Consider the following 19,869-nt stretch of genomic DNA (forward strand, 5'->3'; position numbering starts at 1 on the left):
TGGCCCAAGAAGCGGGCCGCCGGAGCGGCCGGGCACCATCTGCTTGCTAAGATGCAGGCGCCACCCTGAAAGTTCCACGCGCGCGCTGCGCAATCTGCGTTCTGCCCCCTCGTTATCGGTCCGCGTCGCCTGCGGGCGAACGGACTTCATGATTCACCGATCTCCAATCGACGACCTGATAGAGACAGAGACCACGATGCGACCCACTGGAACCTTTCCCTCAATCCGCATGCGCCGCATGCGCCGCGATGACTTTTCCCGCCGCCTGATGCGCGAGCATGTGCTGACCGCGAACGACCTGATCTATCCGGTGTTCGTGCTCGATGGCCAGGCGCGCACCGAGGCCGTGCCCTCGATGCCCGGCGTCGAGCGCGTGTCGGTCGACAATCTGCTGCGCGTGGCCGAAGAGGCGCTGAAGCTCGGCGTGCCCGCACTCGCGCTGTTTCCGGTGATCGAGGCTTCCGGCAAGACCGACGGCGCCGAAGAGGCCTGGAACCCCGAGGGCCTGGTGCCGCGCACCGTGCAGGCGCTCAAGGCACGCTTTCCGGAGCTGGGCGTGATCACCGACGTGGCGCTCGACCCCTACACCAGCCACGGTCAGGACGGCCTTATCGACCCCGCCGACCCGCGCGGTTACGTGATGAACGACGAGACCCTGGAGGCGCTGGCCAAGCAGGCGCTGTGCCATGCCCAGGCGGGCGCCGACGTGGTCGCGCCGTCCGACATGATGGACGGCCGCATCGGCCGCATCCGCAGCGAGCTCGACCGTGCCGGCCACATCCATACCCGCATCCTGGCCTACTCGGCCAAGTACGCGTCGAGCTTCTACGGTCCGTTCCGTGACGCGGTGGGCTCGGCGGGCAACCTCGGCAAGGGCAACAAGTACACCTACCAGATGGACCCGGCCAACAGCGACGAGGCGATCCGCGAGGTCGCGCTCGACATCGCCGAGGGGGCCGACATGTTCATGGTCAAGCCCGGCATGCCCTACCTCGACATCGTGCGCCGCGTGAAACACGAACTGCAGGTGCCGACCTACGCCTACCAGGTGAGCGGCGAGTTCGCGATGCTCAAGGCCGCCGCCGCCAACGGCTGGCTGGACGAGAAGGCGTGCGCGCTCGAGGCGCTGCTCGCCTTCAAGCGCGCCGGCGCCGACGGCATCCTGACCTATTTCGCGCTTGACGCAGCGCGCTGGCTGAAGGCCGGCGCCTGATGGCAGGCGTCGGCTGCGCGCCGGCGCCCGTGTCGCGACTGACTTTGCGGCCGTTGGGCGCCGCCGATCTGCCCGCCGTGCTGACGGTTCAGCGTGCTGCCTACGGCGAGGGCTACCAGGAATCTGCGACTGTGCTCGGCCGCAAGCTTGAGCTCGCGCCGCAGGCGTGCTGGCTCGCGCATGCGGGCGAGGAAGCAGTTGGCTACGTGCTCGCCCACCCGTGGGACGATACCGGTGCGCCCCCGCTTCATGCGCCGCTTGCCGCACTGCCGGCGGCGGCCGACCGTGGCTTCGTGCATGACCTTGCGGTATCGCCCACTGCGCGCGGACTCGGTGTGGCATCGGCGCTGTTCGCGTGCGTGCGGGACTGGTCGAATGTCGCTGGCTATCGCGGCATGCGCCTGGTCGCGCTTGCCGATGCAGTGCCGTTCTGGGTGCGCCACGGTTTCAGCGCACTGCCGGCGGCGTTGCCAGCAGGCTACGGAGATGGTGCCTGTCTGATGGAGCGTTCGCTCCACGATCTGCAGGCCTGATACGCGCGGCGAGTGCTGGCGAAGGCCTCAGCGCGCGAGCAGGCGCCCGAGCTGGCGGCGCAGGCCGAGGATATTCGGGATGCGCAGATCCACATAAGCCGGCGTGCGCAGTCCGCCGCCCACCAGCACCGTGCGCATGCCCAGGCGCTTGGCGGTGCGCAGGTTTACCGCAGAGTCCTCCAGCATGATGCACTGCTCGGGGCGCAGGCGCTGCGCGTGGAGCAGGCTGCGGTAGGCGCGGATGCCGGGCTTGGGTTGGTAGGCGAGATCCTCGATCCCGACGACGTCCTCGAACAGCCGGTTGATGCCCATGACGGCCAGCACCGCCCGCGCGTAATGGCGTGGCGCGTTGGAGAACACGATCTTGCGCCCGGGCAGGCGCCTCAGCATGCTGCGCAGCGCGCGCTCGAACACCATCATCTCGTGCAGGCGGTCAAAGCGATGGGTCTCGACCAGGAAGTGGTCGGGATCGGTGCCGTGGTGGCGCATCAGGCCCAGCATCGTTGCGCCGTAACGATGCCAGTACTGCATGCGCAACGCATTGGCCTCGTCGAGCGGGAGCCCCAGGTGCAGCTCGAGGTAGCGCGTCATGCTGCGGTTGATGTGCGGAAAGATGTGCGGGCTGGCGTTGTGCAGCGTGTTGTCCAGGTCGAACAACCAGACTGGGGCGTTGGGCATCGTTGTCTTTCGCGTTCAGGGTCAGCGCGCCGGCGGACGGGGCTGGAAGCGGACGATGCTGCGTCCGTCGTCGGTGGTTTTCGGCGCGGCCTTCCAGGCATGGCCCTGGATGATCTCGAAGGTGGCGGGCAGGCGGCCGTCACGGCGCAGGCGTTCGTAAGCGGTGCGTGCCTCGGCCCACTCCTGGCGTCCCGACAGGCCGCGCGGCCGGCTGGTGGCGGCATTGGCGCTGCCGCTGCGGCGTAGGTCCTGCAGCAAGGTGTCGAGGTCGGGGTAGGTCAGGGTGACGATCTCCATGTCCATGACCGGGTCGGTGAAGCCGGCCTGGACCAGCGCATCGCCGATGTCGTGCATGTCGATGAAGCGATGCACGCGCTCGCCGCGACGGTTCGGCAGCGCGGCGCGCAATTCGCGCAGCGTGTCCGGTCCGAGGGTGGAGAACATCAGCAGGCCGTCGACTTCGAGGGTGCGGTGGATCTCGCGGAAGGTGGGCAGCGGATCGTCCAGCGCCGGCAACATCAGGTTCGACCACACCAGGCCGAGACTGGCGCGTGCGAGGGGCAGCGCGTCGGACTGCGCCACCAGGTGCGGCAGCGGTGCCGGGGCCGCGGACAACAGGCGGCGGAACAGGCCGCCGCTGCGCGCGGGGCGGAGCCGAGCGTCTGCGCCGGCAACCATCGCGGGTGAAAAGTCGGCGGCGATGAGGGTCGCGTCGGGAAAGCGCTCGGTGAGCCGCGGCAGGTCGGCGCCGGTGCCGCAGCCCAGGTCGAGCACGCGGCGCGGGGTGACGCGGATGTAGTCGAGGCGCTCGTCCATGCGTCGGGCGATCTCGCGCGCGAGCAGGTCGGCGCTGTCGCAGGTGGCGGCGGCGCGTTCGAAGCGCCGGCGCAGCAGGTGGCGATCGAGTGCGAAGCTTGTGCAGTGCGTCTCGTCGCCAGTGTGTTCGGGCATGGGGTCGGGGCTCAGATCGCGCGCAGGCCGAGGCGCTCGAACAGGCGGTCGTCGCGGTCGGCGTCGGGGTTGTCGGTGGTGAGCAGGCGTTCGCCGTAGAACATCGAGTTGGCGCCGGCCATGAAGCACAGCGCCTGCAGCTCGTCGCTCATCTGCTCGCGACCGGCGGAGAGGCGCACGTAGCTCTTCGGCATGGTGATGCGTGCGGCGGCGATCGTGCGCACGAACTCGAAGGGGTCGAGTGCGCCCGCACCGGCCATCGGCGTGCCCGGGATCTGCACCAGGTTGTTGATTGGCACCGACTCGGGCGGCGTGGGCAGGTTGGCGAGCTGGGCGATCAGCGCGGCACGCTGGGCGCGCGATTCACCCATGCCCACGATGCCGCCGCTGCACACGTTGATGCCGGCCGCGCGCACCTCGTCGAGGGTGTCGAGGCGGTCCTGCATGGTGTGGGTGGTGATCACCTGGCCGTAAAACTCGGGGGCGGTATCGAGGTTGTGGTTGTAATAGTCGAGGCCGGCCTCGGCGAGGCGCTCGGCCTGGCCGTCCTTGAGCATGCCCAGCGTCACGCAGGTCTGCAGGCCGAGCTTCTTGACCTCGCGTACCATGTTCAGCACCGGTTCGAGGTCCTTGTCCTTGGGCCCGCGCCACGCGGCGCCCATGCAGAAACGGCTCGCGCCCCTGGCCTTGGCGGCGCGTGCGTTTTCGAGCACCTCGTCGATCGGCATCAGGCGTTCGCGTTCGAGTCCGGTGTCGTAGCGCGCCGATTGCGAGCAGTAGCCGCAGTCTTCCGAGCAGCCGCCGGTCTTGATCGAAAGCAGGGTCGAGCGCTGGACCGCGTTGGGATCGAAATTTTCGCGGTGCACCATCTGGGCGCGGGGCACGAGGTCGAAGAAGGGCAGTTCGAAGAGCGCCTGAACCTCGGCGACGGACCAGCGCTTGTGCCCGGTGGGCCGCGGCGTGGCCAAATTGCGGTCGAGCGTGGCTGAAGTCGTTGTCATTTAAGGCGTTCCGGGCTGTAATTACGAGGCACGCATGTTCTTCCATGGACTCAAATCTTGTCAAATTCCCCGCGTTCCCTTCACGCACTGTGGCTGCATCTTGCGGACGTGCTCGCGCCGCAGGATTGCTTTGTGTGCGGTGCAGAATCCGCGGGCGACGCCGTATGCGAGGCCTGCGCGGGTGCGCTGCCGGATCGCCCGCAGACCGCCTGCCCCCGTTGCGGTCTGCCCGGGCTCGGTGGCGGGTGCTGCGCCGCCTGCGAGCGCGACAAGCCGGCCTACGATGCAACGCTCGCGCTGTACGACTTCGTTTTTCCGGTCGATGCCATGGTGCATGCGCTCAAGTACCGACACCGCTTGTCGATGGCGTCGTTCTTCGGTGCGGCGCTGGCAGCGCGTGCGCAGGACTTCGGTGCGCAGGCCGACCTCATCCTGCCGATGCCGCTGCATCCGCGCCGGCTTGCCGAGCGCGGCTTCAACCAGGCGCTGGAGCTTGCGCGACCGCTGGCGCGCGCGCGCGGCCTGCCGCTTGGGCTGGCGGTGGTGCGCAAGATGAGGGACATTCCGGCGCAAGCCGGGCTCGACCGCGAGGCGCGCCTGCGCAATCCGCGCGGCGTCTTCGAGTGCGATGTGAGCCTGCACGGGCAGCGCGTGATCGTGGTCGATGACGTGATGACGACCGGCGCCACGCTTGGCGAGCTCGCTCGCACGCTCAAGCGCCAGGGGGCGAGCTGGGTCGGTAATCTCGTGGTGGCGCGTACGCCGGCCCCTTACTGAATCTTTCCGTACCTTTGCCAATGTTCGAAATCGTCCTTTACCAGCCCGAGATTCCACCCAATACCGGCAACATCATCCGCCTTGCCGCCAACACCGGCTCGAACCTCCACCTGGTGGCGCCGCTCGGTTTCGATCTTTCGGACAAGCAGCTTGCGCGCGCGGGCCTGGATTATCACGACCTGACCTGCGTCACCGTGCACCCGGACTGGGCGCACTGCCGTGGGGTACTCGCCGGCCGTCGCATGTACGCACTCACCACGCGCGGCAGCCGCCGCCATGACCGCGTAGCGTACCAGCCTGGTGACGCCCTGCTGTTCGGTCCGGAGAGCCGCGGCCTGCCTGCGGAGCTGCTGGCGGGGTTTGCGGACGATGCGCGCATCCGCATTCCGATGCGCCCGACCAACCGCAGCGTGAATCTGTCCAATGCGGTGGCGGTGGTGGTGTACGAAGCCTGGCGCCAGCACGGATTCGCGGGCGCGACGGACGTCTAGGAGATTGTGCCGGATCGCCCGCTGCGGGCGGTCCGCGCCTCACTCTTCGCGCGGGTCGCGCGCGAGCAGGCGCTCGACGGCGCTGCGTGCGTTGAGGCCGTGGTGGAGCAGGGCGTCGACGGCCTCGCACACCGGCATCTCGACGCCATGGCGGTGCGCGAGCTGAACCACCTCGCGTGCGGTGGACACGCCTTCGGCCACATGACCGAGTTCGCGCAGGATGTCGGTCAGGCTCTTGCCTTCGGCCAGCGCGAGTCCGACACGGCGGTTGCGCGAGAGGTCGCCGGTGCAGGTGAGGATGAGGTCGCCCATGCCGGCAAGCCCCATCAGGGTCTCGGTGCGCCCGCCGAGATCGCGCGCGAGGCGGGCGATCTCGGCCAGGCCGCGGGTGATCAGGGCGGCGCGGGCGTTGAGCCCGAAGCCCATGCCATCGGAGACGCCGGCGGCGATCGCCATGACGTTCTTCACCGCGCCGCCGACTTCGCAGCCGACGAGGTCGGTGTTGGCGTAGATCCGCAGGCGCGGCTGGTGCAGCATGGCGACCCAGTGATGGGCAAACGTGGCATCGCGTGCGGCGAGCGTGACCGCCGCCGGCAGGCCACGTCCGACCTCGGCAGCGAAACTCGGGCCGGTGAGTACGCCGCTGGGCGCGTCCGGGCCGAGCTCCTCCGCGATGATCTCGTGCGGAAGGCGGCCGGTGCCAGCCTCGAAGCCTTTGCACGCCCACAGCAGGGGCGTGCCGGGGCGGATGCGCTGCAACTGGCGGACGGTTTCGCGCAGGCCGGCAAGCGGGGTGACCACGAGGTGGAGGTCGCCCTGCTCCGCAGCAGCGCGGAAATCGCCCTGGATGCCGAGCGAGTCGTGCAGCCGCACGCCGGGCAGATAGCGGCGGTTCTCGCGCAGGTGGGCGATTTCTTCCAGGTGCGGGCGGTCGCGACCCCAGAGATTCACCTCATGGGTGTTGCAGAACGCCTGGGCGAGCGCCGTGCCCCAGGCGCCCGCGCCGAACACGGCGATGCGGCAGCGGCTCACAGCCCCCAGACCTCGCTCGCATGGATGTAGCCTTCCAGCCCCTGGCCGTGCCGGACGCGTGCCCAGCCCAGCGCGGGCGGGCCGACGACCTCGAGGACGACATTCCGGGTGGCTTCGAAGGCAGGGGCGGCGGTCGATTGCGGCTCGCGGCGGATGGTCGCACGCTCGGCGGTGACCATCACCGTGCGCCGGTTGCTCAGCGCGCTCTGCTCGACCCAGTTGAGCGCGCCGCCGGGTTCGCGCACACGCGCCCATCCGTCCTGGGTGACGATGATCTCGACCGGCGTGCCGGGCCGCAGGCGAAACAACTGCCGCCCCTGGGGCGACGGCGCATCGCGTGTGATTAGCGACGGGCCGGCGGAACGGTATTCGATGCCCTGCGCGACCAAGGAACCCGAGGCCGCACACAGCACGACGACAGCCAGGGCGAGGCGCCCGGGCAATGGTATTGCGGTGATGCGGCGCTCGGGGTTCATGCTGGCTGGCTCACTGGACGGGGACGTCGCCGGTAGCCTGCTGACGCTGGGCCTGGTAGAGCGATTCGAAATTCACCGGCGACAGCAGCACGGGCTGGAAGCCGGCACGCGTCACCGCGTCGGAAACGGCTTCGCGAGCATAGGGGAAGAGGATGTTCGGGCAGCCGATCATCATCACCGGCTCGAGGTCGCCCTCGGGGATGTTGCGGATCTGGAAGATGCCCGCCTGGGCCACTTCGACCAGGAAGAGGTTGCGGTCTTCGCCGACCTTGGCGGTGACGGTGACGGTCAGGGTCACTTCATACACGCCGTCCTCGACCGCCTGACCAGAGGTGCGCAGTTGCACGTTGATCTGCGGGGTTTCGCGCTCGAGGAAGATCTGAGGCGCACCCGGGACTTCCAGCGACAGGTCCTTGACGTAGAGCTTTTCGATCGAGAAGACGGGTTGGTTGTTTTCAGCCATGAAAGCGCATCCGGTTAGATTTGAAGTCGGGTTTGGAGTCGGTACTCAGCTCGGTCGCGGCCTGATGAGCGCGCCGCGTCGTTAAAGCAGTTACAGCCGGACTCAGGCCGGCTCGCCGCGCAGCAGCGCGTCGAGCTTGCCGGCGCGTTCGAGCGCGAATAGGTCGTCGCAGCCGCCGACATGGTAGTCGCCAATGAAGATCTGGGGAACCGTTCGCCGTCCGCTTGCACTGATCATTTCTTCGCGACGGCCTGGCTCGAGATCCACGCGGATCTTCTCCACGCCGGTCACGCCCTTGTGCTGCAGCAGCTGCTCGGCGCGGATGCAGTAGGGGCAGGTGGCGGTGGCGTACATGCGGACGTGGGGCTGCATGGTCATTTCCTCTTGCGGCTCACTGGCTGGCCCGCCTTCTGCCATTCCATCATGCCGCCGCGCAGGTTGAAGACCTTGGTGAAGCCTGCCTTCTTCAACGCATTGCCCGCGTTGTTCGAGCGGGCGCCAGTGGCGCAGCACAGGATCACCGGATGATCCTTCCACTTTTCCATTTCCTTGCTGCGGCGATCGATTTCGCCGGCCGGGATGTGCCGTGCGTTGGGGATGTGTCCCTGGGCGTACTCGCCCTGCTCGCGCACGTCGATGATGATCGCGTCTTCACGGTTGATCAGCATCGTGGCTTCTACCGACGAGAGCTGGCTCTTGTCGCCACGGTTGCGGATGAGGTCGGCCATGAGCCAGGCGCCCGAGACGGCGGCCAGGGCGGCCCAGTACCAGTTCTGTTGCAGGAATTCCACGGAAGAAGGTGCTCCGGTTGGGGTGGTGGGGATCAGTGCTCGTCTGGCTCGACACCGCAGAAGACTTCGCGCATGAGCACGATCAGCTGCAGGGTGCGTTCGTCGCAGACGCTGTAATACACGCGGTTGGCGTCCTTGCGTGTTTGTAATACGCCCTTGTCGCGCAGGATTGCGAGGTGCTGGGAGATATTGCTCTGCGACGTCCCCACCGCCTCGACGATATCCTGGACACACTCTTCACCGCCGCCGAGCACGCAAAGGATCTTGAGGCGCAAGGGGTGGGCGATCGCCTTGAGCGCGCGTGCGGCGGTTTCGATGTGCTCATGCTTGTCGATGAGCGCGGTGATGTCGTCTTTGTTCACGATGGGGCCGGATCGGGCAAAGCAATAGTATAAAATATTGCGTTGCCCCGATGCAGGCGATCGTACCCGACAGTGTCCGGCCTCGCATCGTTGATCAAGCGGAAGCCCCATGCACGGAATCACCCCATCTTGCCTTCAAGCGCCCGCCCGCACCCGGGGAGGGGGCGCCATTGTGCTGGGCGCGAGGTTTCCGGATGCGCGCAACCGCGGCTGCGCCCGTGGCGTGGCGCAGGCTTGAGTGTTGCTGGACGCGGGGACCTTGCACGGCATGCTGCATCGACACACCGGGACTGCGCTTGTCGTGATCGTCGCGTTGCTCTGCGGCGCGACGCCCGAAGCGGTCCTGGCCCAGCCTGCGGGCGAGATTGCGGAGCGGCGCTCTGATCTCGACGATCTCAAGAAGCGGATTCGCGACCTGCAGCGGGACATGGCCCGTACCGAGGCCAGCCGATCCAGTGCGACGAAATCGCTGGCGGACTCCGAGCGCGCGGTGTCCCGCGTGGTGCGCGAGCTGGCCAAGCTCGAGGCCGAGCGCCGTGATGCCGAGAAGAAACTCGCGCTGCTCGAGGGCGAACAGCGCGAGACCGTGGCGCGCATCGACGCTCGCCGTGACGAGCTTGCCGAGTGGCTGCGCCGTCACTACCTGCAGGGCGGCGCCGACAGCATGGCGCCGCTGCTCTCTGCGCAGGACCCCAATCAGCTCGCTCGTGATGCGCATTACCTCGAGCACCTCGGACGCGCACGGCTTGAGCTGATCGACGGCCTTCGCGCCGACCTCGACCAGACCCGGCGCCGTGCCGAGGAGATCCAGTCGCGCCGCGACCGGCTTGCTGCGCTCGAGGGCGAGCAGCGCAGCCGGCGCGGCGAACTGCAGGCAGAGCAGGCTCGGCGCAAGCAGGCGCTCGCCGAGGTGTCGCGCCAGCTGCAGGCGCAGAAAAAGCAGGTGGGGACGCTGCAGCAGGACGAGCAGCAACTCGCAAAGGTGATCGACACCCTCGTCAAGCGTGCGCGCGAGGTCGCTGCCCGCGAGGCCGCGCGTCGGCTGGCAGCGCAACGCGAAGCCGAACGGCGCGCAGCGGAGGTGCGTGCGGTGCAGGAGCGCGCCGCCCAGGCGCGTGCGCCCGAGCGCCCGGCAAGCCCGCGCCCGCGCGCAGCGGAGCCGGTGGTCGGCGAGGTGCGCGATGCCGCCGGGCCGACGCCGACCGGTGTGCGTTTCGGCCAGTTGCGCGGGCAGCTGCGTTTTCCGGTGCGCGGAGAACTCGTCGGCCGTTTCGGTGCTCCAAGAGCAGATGGTGGCACGACCTGGAAGGGTGTTTTCATCCGCGCCGGGTCGGGGGCCGATGTTCGTGCGGTGGCGGGGGGGGAAGTCGTCTTTTCCGACTGGCTGCGCGGCTATGGCAACCTCATCATCGTTGATCACGGAGGTGATTACTTGTCGATCTATGGCAACAACGACGCCTTGTTGAAAGAGGTGGGCGAACGGGTGGGTGGGGGCGACGCCATCGCCAGCGTGGGCGCCGGCGGGGTCGGCAACGAATCGGGTTTATACTTTGAAATCCGTCATCAGGGGCAGCCGCTCGACCCGATGCAATGGGTGCGGCTCAACTAGTCATGGCGGGACGGCCGGCAATGAAAGCCGGCGCACCACTGGAGTTCTCATGCGCAGCAGCAAGCTGAAACAGTTCGGCCTCGTGATGACCGGCATGGTTGCCGGGATCATGATCAGTCTCAATTTTTCCGCCAACGCCGATCGCAGCACGCAGGTGCCGCTGCCGGTAGAGGAGTTGCGTGCCTACGCCGACGTCTTCAATGCGATCAAGCAGGGTTACGTCGAGCCGGTGGAAGACAAGAAGCTGATCACCGATTCGATCAGCGGCATGCTGTCCGGACTCGATCCGCACTCGGCCTACCTCGACGCCGAGGCCTTCAAGGACCTGCAGGTGGGGACCCAGGGCGAATTCGGCGGGCTCGGCATCGAGGTCGGCATGGAAGACGGCTTCGTCAAGGTCATCTCGCCGATCGAGGATACGCCCGCCTTCCGCGCCGGCGTGCTCGCGGGCGACCTGATCGTCAAGCTCGACGATACCCCGGTCAAGGGCATGAGTCTGAACGACGCCGTCAAGCGCATGCGCGGCAAGCCCCGCACCGACATCGTGCTCACCATCATGCGCAAGGGCGAGTCACGACCGGTCGTCATCACGCTGACGCGTGAGGTGATCAAGGTGCAGAGCGTGAAGTCCAAGGTGATCGAGCCCGGCTACGCATACCTGCGCATCGCGCAGTTCCAGGAGAACACCGCAGCGGCAGTCGTCGAGCACCTGAACAAGCTCGGCGCTGAGGGGCCGGTGCAGGGGCTGGTACTCGACCTGCGTAACGATCCGGGTGGGCTGTTGCATGGCGCCGTGGGCGTGTCCGCCGCCTTCCTGCCGACCGATACGCTGGTGGTGTCCACCGATGGCCGCACCGAGGATGCCAAGCGCGAGTATCGTGCAACGCCCGCAGACTATCTGCGCGGCACACGCGACGACTTTCTGCGCAGGCTGCCCGACATGGCGAAGGACGTGCCGATGGTCGTGCTCGTCAATGCCGGCTCGGCGTCGGCCTCCGAGATCGTCGCCGGCGCGCTGCAAGACCACAAGCGCGCGAAGGTGCTCGGCACGCAGACCTTCGGCAAGGGTTCGGTGCAGACCATCCTGCCGCTCAACAACAGCACGGCGATCAAGCTGACCACGGCGCGTTATTACACGCCGAACGGGCGCTCGATCCAGGCCAAGGGCATCGAGCCCGATATCGTGATCGAGGAAACCGCCAACGGCTCGAGCCGTCGCGTCCGCGAGGCCGACCTGCTGCGCCACCTCGGCAACGACAAGGAAGTAGAAGCCGCCAAGAGCGAAGCGGATGCGAAGGCCGCAGCCGCAGCGCCGGGCGTGGAAGAGGCCGAGGCCGAGCCTACGCGCTTTGAGCTTGCCGGCGAAAACGACCACCAGCTGCAACAGGCCATCCGCCTTCTCAAGGGTGAGCAGATCGTCCAGAATGGAACGAAACCACAAGCTGAGGAGGGGAATGATGCGGAGGGAGACCGCCTATAAGCTCGCCGGCAGGCATCACGACCGTCCGCTGCCCGGGGCGGACATCCACAAGCAGCGTGAGCTTCGTTTCAAGCTGCTGCCTCCCGGGCAAGTCGAGCACGCCTGGAAGGCCCTTCAACTGCTGAAGGGCCTGCAGATAGAACGAGCCGACGATCCGCTCACCATCGTCGTGCGCTATTCCGTTCTCGATTACTCGCTCGAGACACTCGAGGAGGCGCTGCGGGACGCCGGCTTCGCGCTCGAGAACTCGCTCTATGTGAAGCTGGTGCGGGCTCTTGTCTATTTCAGCGAAGAAACCCAGCGCCACAACCTGCTTTCGCCCGAGCGCCTGATCAAGCAGTCGAACGAGGTGTACATCCAGGCCTGGGACCACCAGGTGCATGGTGATCACGACGACACACCGCTCGATTTGCGCGAATACAAGTAATCCTGATGAACGACGACCAGCTCCTGCGCTACAGCCGCCACATCCTGCTGCCCGAAATCGACGTCGAGGGTCAGCAGGCATTGCTTGATGCGCGGGCGCTGATCATCGGCGCGGGCGGGCTGGGCTCTCCGGCCGCCATGTATCTCGCTGCGGCGGGCGTCGGTACGATCGCCATCGCGGATGACGACACCGTCGATCTGACCAATCTTCAGCGTCAGATCCTGCATTCCGCAGATATGGTGGGCGCTCCCAAGGTGGTCTCGGCGCGGGCGACCCTGCACCGGCTCAATCCGCAGACCCGCATCGAACCGATCCAGCGCAGGCTGGCGGGCGAGGACCTGGCGGCCGAAGTCGCGCGCGCCGACGTGGTGCTCGACTGCAGCGACAACTTCGCCACCCGCCACGCGATCAACCGCGCCTGTGTGCGCCACCGCAAGCCGCTGGTTTCCGGCGCGGCGATCCGCTTCGACGGCCAGGCGGCGGTGTTCGATCTGCGCCGACCCGACAGCGCCTGCTACCACTGCCTGTTCCCCGAGGGGGAAGACGTCGAGGAGGTGCGCTGCGCGGTCATGGGTGTGTTTGCGCCGATCGTGGGCATCATCGGCACGACGCAGGCGGCCGAGGCCTTGAAGCTGATCATCGGCTGCGGGAAGTCCCTCGATGGCCGGCTGCTGCTGCTCGACGGGCTGGCAATGGAGTGGCGCAGCGTGTCGCTCGGCCGCGATCCGGGCTGCGCGGTCTGCGCCCGAGCGGCACATCCCGCCTGAGAGCCTGCTTCAGCCAGCGGCGCGCAGGCGCGCAATCAGCCGCAGGTCGGGTCCGATCGTGCGCAGGTCACGAATTTCGAGGCGCGTCGCACCCTGCAATGAAGCCAGGTCGGGCAGGTTGAAGAGCCCCTGCGCGGCGTCACCCACCAGCATCGGCGCGAGATAGAGCAGCAACTCATCCACACAGCCCTCGCGCATCAGCGAACCATTGAGCTTGAAGCCAGCCTCGACGTGCACCTCGTTGAGGCCAAGAGTGCCGAGTGCGGTCATCAGCCCCGGGAGGTCGACCTTGCCAGCGCTGTTCGGCAGCACCAGCACCTCGTGGCCGCGTTCGCGCAGGGTACTGGTCCGTAACGCGTCGGTGCTGGCGGTGGCAACGAGAATGGGCTCGCCCTGCAGGATGCTGGCTTCGGGAGAGACGGCGAGCGTGGCGTCGACCAGCACCCGCAAGGGCTGGCGCGAGCAGGGGATGGCGCGCACGGTCAATTGCGGGTCGTCTTCGCGCACCGTGCCGATCCCGGTGAGGATGGCGCAGGCCCGTGCCCGCCAGCGATGGCCGTCGGCGCGCGCAGCGGGCCCGGTGATCCACTGGCTGACGCCGTTGCTCAGTGCGGTCTTGCCGTCGAGTGTAGCGGCCGCCTTGAGGCGCACCCAGGGACGGCCGCGGCTCATGCGCGATACGAAGCCGATGTTGAGCTCGTGGGCCTCGGCCGCGAGCAGTCCGTGCTCGGTGACGATGCCGGCGGCACGCAGGCGCGCGAGGCCTCGTCCCGCCACCAGCGGATTCGGGTCTTCCATGGCGATGACGACGCGGGCGACGCCAGCCTCGATCAATGCGTCGGCACACGGCGGGGTGCGCCCATAGTGCGAGCACGGCTCGAGGGTGACGTAGGCGGTGGCGCCGCGGGCGATCTCGCCGGCCTGGCGCAGGGCGTGGATCTCCGCGTGCGGCTCGCCGGCGCGGGCGTGCCAGCCCTCGCCGACGGTGCGGCCGTCCTGCACCAGTACACACCCGACCCGCGGGTTGGGTGAAGTCGTGGTCAGGCCGTTGGCAGCAAGCTGCAGCGCACGCGCCATTGCCGCATGGTCAGCCGCCGAAAAGGTCATGCTCGGGGTCCGGCTCGGGCTTGCCAGTCTTGCTGCGTCGCGGACGACTCTGCACCTCGCGGATCACTTCGGAGAATTCGTCCACATCAGCGAAGTTGCGGTACACGGACGCGAAGCGGATGTAGGCGACCTTGTCGAGTTTCTTGAGCTCCTTCATCACCAGCTCACCGATCTTCTCGCTCGGTACCTCCTGCTCGCCCATCGCAAGCAGGCGGGCCTCGATGCGGTCAACAGCGGCGTCAATCGCCTCGATGGTGACCGGCCGCTTGCGCAGCGCCAGCTTCATGCTGCCGGCGAGTTTGGCGTGGTCGAACTCGGTGCGGTTGCCGTTACGCTTGACGATGTGCGGCATCTTGAGGTCGATGCGCTCGTAGGTGGTGAAGCGCTTGTCGCACTTCACGCAGCGACGGCGACGCCTGACGACGTCGCCGTCCTCGTTCTCGCGCGTATCGGTGACCTGGGTGTTGGGGTCAGCGCAGAAGGGGCATTTCATGGCCGGTAGGCAGTGGCGGGCGGAGCGGACCACATGTTGGCGTTCGCCCCGCCGGATGCCTTACTTGCCGTAGACCGGGAACTTCGCGCACAGCTCGGCCACCTGGCCGCGCACGCGCTCGATCACCGTCTGGTCTTCCGGCGCGTCGAGCACGTCGGCGATCAGGTGAGCGATCTTCTCGGCCTCGATCTCGGTGAAGCCACGGGTGGTCATTGCCGGCGAGCCGAGACGAATGCCCGAGGTGGTGAAGGGCTTCTCCGGGTCGTTCGGGATCGAGTTCTTGTTTACGGTGATGTGGGCGCTGCCGAGCACGGCTTCAGCGGCCTTGCCGGTGATCTTCTTGTTGCGCAGATCGACCAGGAAGACGTGGGACTCGGTGCGTCCGGAGACGATGCGCAGGCCGCGCTCTTCGGACAATACGCGCGCCATCACGCGGGCGTTGGCGATCACCTGTTCCTGGTAGTTGCGGAACTCGGGCGTGGCCGCTTCCTTGAAGGCCACCGCCTTGGCAGCGATCACGTGCATCAGCGGGCCGCCCTGCAGGCCGGGGAAGATCGCCGAGTTGAGCGCCTTTTCGTGCTCGGCCTTCATCAGGATGATGCCGCCGCGCGGGCCGCGCAGGGTCTTGTGGGTGGTCGAGGTAACGACGTCGGCGTGCGGCACCGGGTTGGGGTAGAAGCCCGCGGCGATGAGGCCGGCGTAGTGCGCCATGTCGACCCAGAAGATGGCGCCCACGTCCTTGGCCACCTTGGCAAAGCGCTCGAAGTCGATGCGCAGGGAGTAGGCGGAAGCGCCGGCGATGATGATCTTCGGCTTGTGCTCGTGCGCCAGGCGCTCCATCGCGTCGTAGTCGATCTCTTCCTTCGCGTTCAGTCCGTAAGCGACGACATTGAACCACTTGCCAGACATGTTGAGTGGCATGCCGTGGGTGAGGTGGCCGCCTTCGGCCAGGCTCATGCCCATGATGGTGTCGCCCGGCTTGGCGAACGCCATCAGCACGGCCTGATTTGCCTGCGAACCGGAGTTCGGCTGAACGTTGGCAGCTTCGGCGCCGAACAGCGACTTGAGGCGCTCGATCGCCAGTTGCTCGGCCACATCGACGTGCTCGCAACCACCGTAGTAGCGCTTGCCCGGATAACCTTCGGCGTACTTGTTGGTGAGCTGGGAGCCCTGGGCTTCCATCACCGCGTGGGAGACGTAGTTTTCGGAGGCGATCAGTTCGATGTGGTCTTCCTGGCGCTTGTTTTCGGCCTGGATGGCGGACCACAGTTCGGGATCGACTTTGGCGAGGGAGTCTTGCGAGGAGAACATGGCGTGCCCGTCTGAAATGGGAGAGGGGGAATCGGGAGGAGGGGAATCGATCGATTCGAGCCCCGAATTCTATCACGCGACCGTGCCCGAAAAGGCAGCGCGCGCCGCTCGGGCGCGCGCTGCGGTCGGAGAGGGGCAGGCGCTTACCAGCCGCGCTGCTGGGTGCCGAGGCCGTCGCCGCTGCCGGTCGGCGCGGCCTCGCCTGCCGGTGCGGTCGTGCCTTCGTCCGTGGGCGTGCTCGCACCGTCGGCGGGGCTCGGCGCGGCCGGCGCGTCGGTCGAGGCGCCTCCGCCCCAGCTGTCGGACTGCTGCTGGCCCCAGCCGCCGTCGCCGCCGCCCTGGACGTTGATCTCGATGGTGTCGAGGTCCACCTCGACCTTCTTGTCCAGGCTGAAGGTCACCAGACCCGGGAACACGATCAGTGCGACCACCATGATGATCTGCATGATCACGAACGGGATCGAGCCGCGGTAAATGTCCATCGTCTTCACCCCGGCCACGAGCTTGCTGGTCACGCGGTCGGTGTAGTCCTTGGCTGGCGCCACGCTGCGCAGGTAGAACAGCGCGAAGCCGAAGGGCGGGGTCAGGAACGAGGTCTGCAGGTTCATCGCGAGCAGCACGCCGAACCACACCAGGTCGATGCCCATCTTGTCGGCTACGGGCGCAAGCAGCGGGATCAGGATGAAGGCGATCTCGAAGAAGTCGATGAAGAAGCCGAGGAAGAAGATCATCGTGTTCACGAACACCAGGAAGCCGATCTCGCCGCCGGGCAGCTTGTCGAACAGGTGCTCGACCCAGATCTGGCCGTCGACCGCGGTGAAGGTGAAGCTGAAGATCGTCGAGCCGATGAGGATGAACAGTACGAAGCAGGACAGGCGGGCAGTGGCCTCGAGCGCATGCTTTAGCAGCGGCATGCTGAGCTTGCCACGCACCAGCGCCATCGCCATCCCGCCGACTGCACCCATCGCGCCGCCTTCGGTCGGCGTCGCCACGCCGAGGAAGATCGTACCGAGCACCAGGAAGATCAACGCCAGCGGCGGGATCAGCACGAAGGTCACGCGCTCGGTGATGCGCGACAGCAGGCCCATGCCGGTCAGCTTGTTGACCACTGCGGCGAAGAACGCGAACAGGGTGCCGCCGGTGAGCGCGACGACGATGGTCTCGTCCAGCGCCGGCTTGACCTCGGTGCCCGCGAATGTGCTCAGGATCTCACCGTAGTAGAGGCCGAAGGCGACCGAGACGATGGTGACGAAAAGGCCGAACACGCCGAGCGAGCGCATCCCCGAGCTGCCGTCCGGCTCGCGGTAGGTGCGCGCTTCCGGCGGCAGGGCCGGAACCAGAGCGGGCTTGAAGATCGCCAGGCCAATGATGAACAGCGCGTACATGGCGATCAGCGCGAAGGCGGGGATGAAGGCGCCCTTGTACATGTCGCCGACGCTGCGGCCGAGCTGGTCGGCGATCACGATCAGCACCAGCGAGGGCGGTACGATCTGCGCCAGCGTGCCGGAGGCAGTAATCGCGCCGCTCGCGATGGCCGGACTGTAGCCGTAGCGCAGCATGATCGGCAGCGAGATCAGGCCCATCGAGATCACCGAGGCGGCGACCACGCCGGTGGTCGCCGCGAGCAGCGCGCCGACGAAGATCACCGCCAGCGCCAGGCCACCGCGGATCGGGCCGAACACCTGGCCAACGGTGTCGAGCAGGTCCTCGGCCATGCCGCTGCGCTCGAGGATCAGGCCCATCAGCGTGAAGAAGGGAATCGCGAGCAGGGTGTCGTTCTGGACGATGCCGAAGACGCGCAGCGGTAGCGCCTGGAAGATGCTCGGCGAGAGCAGGCCCGCCTCCATGCCGAGGAAGCCGAACAACAGGCCGCAGGCGGCGAGTGCGAAGGCGACCGGGAAACCGGTGAGCAGGAACAGCATCAGCGACCCGAACATCATTTCGGGCGCATGGGCGGCGAAGAATTCGATCATTTCTGCACCTCGCCGGCCGTGTCACGAGGGGCGTGGGCCGCGTCTTTCGACTCGTTGCCTTCGTGTGCGCCATGCAGCAGCGGGTTGGGTGCCTTGCCCTGCAGGAAGGCGAAGCGCTTGATCAGCTCGGAGATCGCCTGCAGTCCGAGCAGCGCAAAGCCGAGCGGCACCAGGGCGTACACCGGCCAGCGGATCAGGCCGCCCGAATTGGACGACATCTCGCCCGAGACGTAGGCGCCCTTCACCACGGGGAGGGCAAAATCGATCATGAACCAGCACATCGGCAGCACGAACACGATGATGCCGGCGATGTCGATGAACATGCGGGTGCGCATCGACAGCCTGCTGGCGACGACGTCGATCCGTACGTGGGCGTTCTGCAGGAAGGTGTAGCCGGCGCCGAGCAGGAAGACTGCGCCGAACAGGTACCACTGGATTTCGAGGAAGGCGTTCGAGCCGATGTTGAAGGCCTTGCGTGCGATTGCGTTACCGGCGCTGATCAGCGTCGCGGCCAGTACCAGCCAGATGATGAACTTGCCGAAGAACCGGCTCACGGCATCGATGATGCGTGACAAGCGGAGGAGGGTGTCCATGGGGATCGCCTGGAACCTTGCGTGCACAAAAATGCCGAGCGGGGCGGGTGGCGCGCTCGGCGATCGGGTGTTGAGGGAGCTGCGGACAAGACGGTGAAAGAGCCGCCGGGAGGGCGGGGTGGCCTCCCGGCGGTGCGTTCCGCTTACAGCTTCTGGGATGCCAGGTATTGAGCGTAGTTGCCTTCGGCCACCGACTCCCACTGCACCTGGTCGGCCAGGAAGCGGCTGTAGTCGGGGTAGACCTTCTTCCAGTTGGCGTTCTTCTCGTTCAGCTCGGCATAGACCTCGCGCGAGGCCTTGAAAGCGGCGTCCATGAAGTCCTTCGGGAAGCGCGACAGCTTTGCGCCCTCAGCGACCAGTTGCTTGAGTGCGGTCGGATTGCGGGCGTCGTAGCGTGCCTGGCAGCCCACGTGCGCGGCTGCAGAGGCCTGCTCGACGATGGCCTTGTACTCGGGCGAAAGGCTGTTCCACTGCTTGTCGTTGATGTACACCGAGAACTGGGTGCTGCCTTCCCACCACGCCGGGAAGTAGTAGTTCTGTGCGACCTTGTGCAGACCCAGCTTGAGATCGTCGTAGGGGCCGATCCACTCGGCGGCGTCGATCGTGCCCTTCTCCAGCGCCTGGTAGATCTCGCCGGCCGGGATGTTCTGCGGCACCGCGCCCAGCTTCGCGAGCACGCGGCCGCCGAAGCCGCCGACGCGGAACTTCAGACCTTCGATGTCCTTGACCGATTTGATTTCCTTGCGGTACCAGCCGCCCATCTGCGCGCCGGTGTTGCCGCAGGGGAAGTTCACGATGTTGAACTGGGCGTAGAACTCGCGCATCAGCTTCATGCCGTTGCCTTCGTACATCCACGCGGTCATCGCGCGCGAGGTCATGCCGAAGGGAATCGTGCAGTCGAAGGCGAAGGTCTCGTCCTTGCCGAAAAAGTAGTAGGGCGCGGTGTGGGCGCACTCGATCGTGCCCTGCTGCACCGCGTCGACCACGCCGAAGGCGGGCACCAGCTCGCCTGCCGGGTGGACCGAGATCACGAACTTGCCGCCGGTCGCGTCGGAGACGTTCTTGGCAAACGCCTCGCTCGCACCGAACACAGTGTCGAGTGACTTCGGGAAGCTCGAGGCAAGGCGCCAGCGGATCTGCTGCTGGGCGTGGACGAGGGCCGGGGCGGTGCCGGCAGCCAGAATGCCGGCCATGCCGGCGCCCTGCAGAAATTTACGACGTTGCACAGTGTCTCCTTGTCGCGTGAGTGGAATCCAAAGCTTCGATCACATGATAGGGAGCGTCGATCCCGGGTCGCAATCCACGGAAAACCCTAATATTGGCTGCATCCGGCATTATTGA

At 66.8% G+C, this 19,869-nt stretch carries 23 protein-coding genes; 8 read left to right on the forward strand and 15 right to left on the reverse strand.

Going from position 1 to position 19,869, the window contains the following annotated elements; translation table 11 throughout:
- Nucleotides 1–196 precede the first annotated feature (196 nt).
- Together hemB and RBT54_RS08175 are read left to right on the forward strand one after the other, a co-directional pair.
- Nucleotides 197–1,213 carry a porphobilinogen synthase gene (gene hemB, locus RBT54_RS08170; RefSeq protein WP_320365981.1) on the forward strand — a complete coding sequence of 339 codons (1,017 nt, stop codon included), beginning with the start codon at nucleotides 197–199 and terminating at the stop codon, nucleotides 1,211–1,213.
- A 29-nt stretch (nucleotides 1,214–1,242) separates the two neighbouring features.
- Nucleotides 1,243–1,746, forward strand: coding sequence for a GNAT family N-acetyltransferase (locus tag RBT54_RS08175; RefSeq protein WP_320365983.1), 504 nt, complete (start codon nucleotides 1,243–1,245; stop codon nucleotides 1,744–1,746).
- A 27-nt stretch (nucleotides 1,747–1,773) separates the two neighbouring features.
- Here the strand turns inward: RBT54_RS08175 and RBT54_RS08180 are convergent, their stop codons facing one another.
- From RBT54_RS08180 to bioB, 3 genes are read right to left on the reverse strand one after another with little or no spacing between them, the layout of a single operon-like run.
- Entirely contained in the window at nucleotides 1,774–2,424 is a 651-nt protein-coding gene (locus RBT54_RS08180) for a pyrimidine 5'-nucleotidase (RefSeq protein WP_320365985.1), read from the reverse strand.
- A 21-nt stretch (nucleotides 2,425–2,445) separates the two neighbouring features.
- On the reverse strand, nucleotides 2,446–3,375 hold the full coding sequence (locus RBT54_RS08185) for a methyltransferase domain-containing protein (protein ID WP_320365987.1): 930 nt from the start codon (nucleotides 3,373–3,375) through the stop codon (nucleotides 2,446–2,448).
- Nucleotides 3,376–3,386: 11 nt separating this feature from the next.
- Nucleotides 3,387–4,376: a biotin synthase BioB gene (gene bioB, locus RBT54_RS08190; RefSeq protein WP_320365989.1), complete on the reverse strand. Its 990-nt coding sequence runs from the start codon at nucleotides 4,374–4,376 to the stop codon at nucleotides 3,387–3,389.
- A 108-nt stretch (nucleotides 4,377–4,484) separates the two neighbouring features.
- On the opposite strand from bioB, the gene RBT54_RS08195 reads away from it, so the two are divergent.
- Nucleotides 4,485–5,153 carry a ComF family protein gene (locus RBT54_RS08195; RefSeq protein WP_320366098.1) on the forward strand — a complete coding sequence of 223 codons (669 nt, stop codon included), beginning with the start codon at nucleotides 4,485–4,487 and terminating at the stop codon, nucleotides 5,151–5,153.
- Nucleotides 5,154–5,173: 20 nt separating this feature from the next.
- The gene (locus tag RBT54_RS08200) at nucleotides 5,174–5,644 is read left to right on the forward strand and encodes a tRNA (cytidine(34)-2'-O)-methyltransferase (RefSeq protein WP_320365992.1); all 471 of its coding nucleotides are present in this window, start codon (nucleotides 5,174–5,176) and stop codon (nucleotides 5,642–5,644) included.
- A gap of 39 nt (nucleotides 5,645–5,683) precedes the next feature.
- Here RBT54_RS08200 and RBT54_RS08205 read toward each other — a convergent pair whose 3' ends face one another.
- From RBT54_RS08205 to RBT54_RS08230, 6 genes are all read right to left on the reverse strand, one after another.
- Entirely contained in the window at nucleotides 5,684–6,676 is a 993-nt protein-coding gene (locus tag RBT54_RS08205) for an NAD(P)H-dependent glycerol-3-phosphate dehydrogenase (protein WP_320365994.1), read from the reverse strand.
- Entirely contained in the window at nucleotides 6,673–7,152 is a 480-nt protein-coding gene (locus tag RBT54_RS08210) for an SH3 domain-containing protein (RefSeq protein WP_320365997.1), read from the reverse strand. Before RBT54_RS08210 ends, RBT54_RS08205 begins: the two co-directional genes overlap by 4 nt.
- Nucleotides 7,153–7,162: 10 nt before the next feature.
- A complete protein-coding gene (gene secB / locus RBT54_RS08215; RefSeq protein WP_320365999.1) occupies nucleotides 7,163–7,615 on the reverse strand; it encodes a protein-export chaperone SecB in 453 nt (150 codons plus the stop codon).
- A 102-nt stretch (nucleotides 7,616–7,717) separates the two neighbouring features.
- Nucleotides 7,718–7,987 (reverse strand): glutaredoxin 3, encoded by a 270-nt coding sequence (gene grxC, locus RBT54_RS08220; protein ID WP_320366001.1) that lies wholly within the window; start codon nucleotides 7,985–7,987, stop codon nucleotides 7,718–7,720.
- A gap of 2 nt (nucleotides 7,988–7,989) precedes the next feature.
- The gene (locus RBT54_RS08225) at nucleotides 7,990–8,406 is read right to left on the reverse strand and encodes a rhodanese-like domain-containing protein (protein WP_320366003.1); all 417 of its coding nucleotides are present in this window, start codon (nucleotides 8,404–8,406) and stop codon (nucleotides 7,990–7,992) included.
- Nucleotides 8,407–8,438: 32 nt separating this feature from the next.
- Entirely contained in the window at nucleotides 8,439–8,768 is a 330-nt protein-coding gene (locus RBT54_RS08230) for a metalloregulator ArsR/SmtB family transcription factor (RefSeq protein ID WP_320366005.1), read from the reverse strand.
- 268 nt (nucleotides 8,769–9,036) lie between these two features.
- On the opposite strand from RBT54_RS08230, the gene RBT54_RS08235 reads away from it, so the two are divergent.
- Genes RBT54_RS08235 through RBT54_RS08250 form a run of 4 tightly spaced genes read left to right on the forward strand, consistent with a single transcriptional unit; the run spans nucleotide 9,037 to nucleotide 13,051 of the window.
- Nucleotides 9,037–10,377, forward strand: a complete 1,341-nt coding sequence (locus RBT54_RS08235) for a murein hydrolase activator EnvC family protein (RefSeq protein WP_320366008.1) — start codon at nucleotides 9,037–9,039, stop codon at nucleotides 10,375–10,377.
- Between the two features lie 49 nt (nucleotides 10,378–10,426).
- A complete protein-coding gene (locus RBT54_RS08240) occupies nucleotides 10,427–11,857 on the forward strand; it encodes a S41 family peptidase (RefSeq protein WP_320366010.1) in 1,431 nt (476 codons plus the stop codon).
- On the forward strand, nucleotides 11,835–12,284 hold the full coding sequence (locus tag RBT54_RS08245; protein ID WP_320366012.1) for a hypothetical protein: 450 nt from the start codon (nucleotides 11,835–11,837) through the stop codon (nucleotides 12,282–12,284). The genes RBT54_RS08240 and RBT54_RS08245 overlap by 23 nt, the downstream gene beginning before the upstream one ends.
- A gap of 5 nt (nucleotides 12,285–12,289) precedes the next feature.
- Complete coding sequence (locus RBT54_RS08250) at nucleotides 12,290–13,051, forward strand: molybdopterin-synthase adenylyltransferase MoeB (RefSeq protein WP_320366014.1); 762 nt, start codon at nucleotides 12,290–12,292, stop codon at nucleotides 13,049–13,051.
- A gap of 9 nt (nucleotides 13,052–13,060) precedes the next feature.
- Here RBT54_RS08250 and ribD read toward each other — a convergent pair whose 3' ends face one another.
- From ribD to RBT54_RS08280, 6 genes are all read right to left on the reverse strand, one after another.
- A complete protein-coding gene (gene ribD, locus RBT54_RS08255) occupies nucleotides 13,061–14,158 on the reverse strand; it encodes a bifunctional diaminohydroxyphosphoribosylaminopyrimidine deaminase/5-amino-6-(5-phosphoribosylamino)uracil reductase RibD (RefSeq protein ID WP_320366016.1) in 1,098 nt (365 codons plus the stop codon).
- Nucleotides 14,139–14,651, reverse strand: a complete 513-nt coding sequence (gene nrdR / locus RBT54_RS08260) for a transcriptional regulator NrdR (protein ID WP_320366019.1) — start codon at nucleotides 14,649–14,651, stop codon at nucleotides 14,139–14,141. Before nrdR ends, ribD begins: the two co-directional genes overlap by 20 nt.
- A 60-nt stretch (nucleotides 14,652–14,711) precedes the next feature.
- On the reverse strand, nucleotides 14,712–15,962 hold the full coding sequence (gene glyA, locus RBT54_RS08265) for a serine hydroxymethyltransferase (RefSeq protein WP_320366020.1): 1,251 nt from the start codon (nucleotides 15,960–15,962) through the stop codon (nucleotides 14,712–14,714).
- 143 nt (nucleotides 15,963–16,105) lie between these two features.
- Nucleotides 16,106–17,935 carry a TRAP transporter large permease gene (locus RBT54_RS08270; protein WP_320366023.1) on the reverse strand — a complete coding sequence of 610 codons (1,830 nt, stop codon included), beginning with the start codon at nucleotides 17,933–17,935 and terminating at the stop codon, nucleotides 16,106–16,108.
- On the reverse strand, nucleotides 17,932–18,528 hold the full coding sequence (locus RBT54_RS08275; protein WP_320366024.1) for a TRAP transporter small permease subunit: 597 nt from the start codon (nucleotides 18,526–18,528) through the stop codon (nucleotides 17,932–17,934). The genes RBT54_RS08270 and RBT54_RS08275 overlap by 4 nt, the downstream gene beginning before the upstream one ends.
- A 143-nt stretch (nucleotides 18,529–18,671) precedes the next feature.
- On the reverse strand, nucleotides 18,672–19,754 hold the full coding sequence (locus RBT54_RS08280; RefSeq protein WP_320366026.1) for a TRAP transporter substrate-binding protein DctP: 1,083 nt from the start codon (nucleotides 19,752–19,754) through the stop codon (nucleotides 18,672–18,674).
- Nucleotides 19,755–19,869 lie beyond the last annotated feature (115 nt).

Source organism: Thauera sp. (assembly GCF_034003485.1).
Taxonomy (GTDB): Bacteria; Pseudomonadota; Gammaproteobacteria; order Burkholderiales; family Rhodocyclaceae; genus Thauera.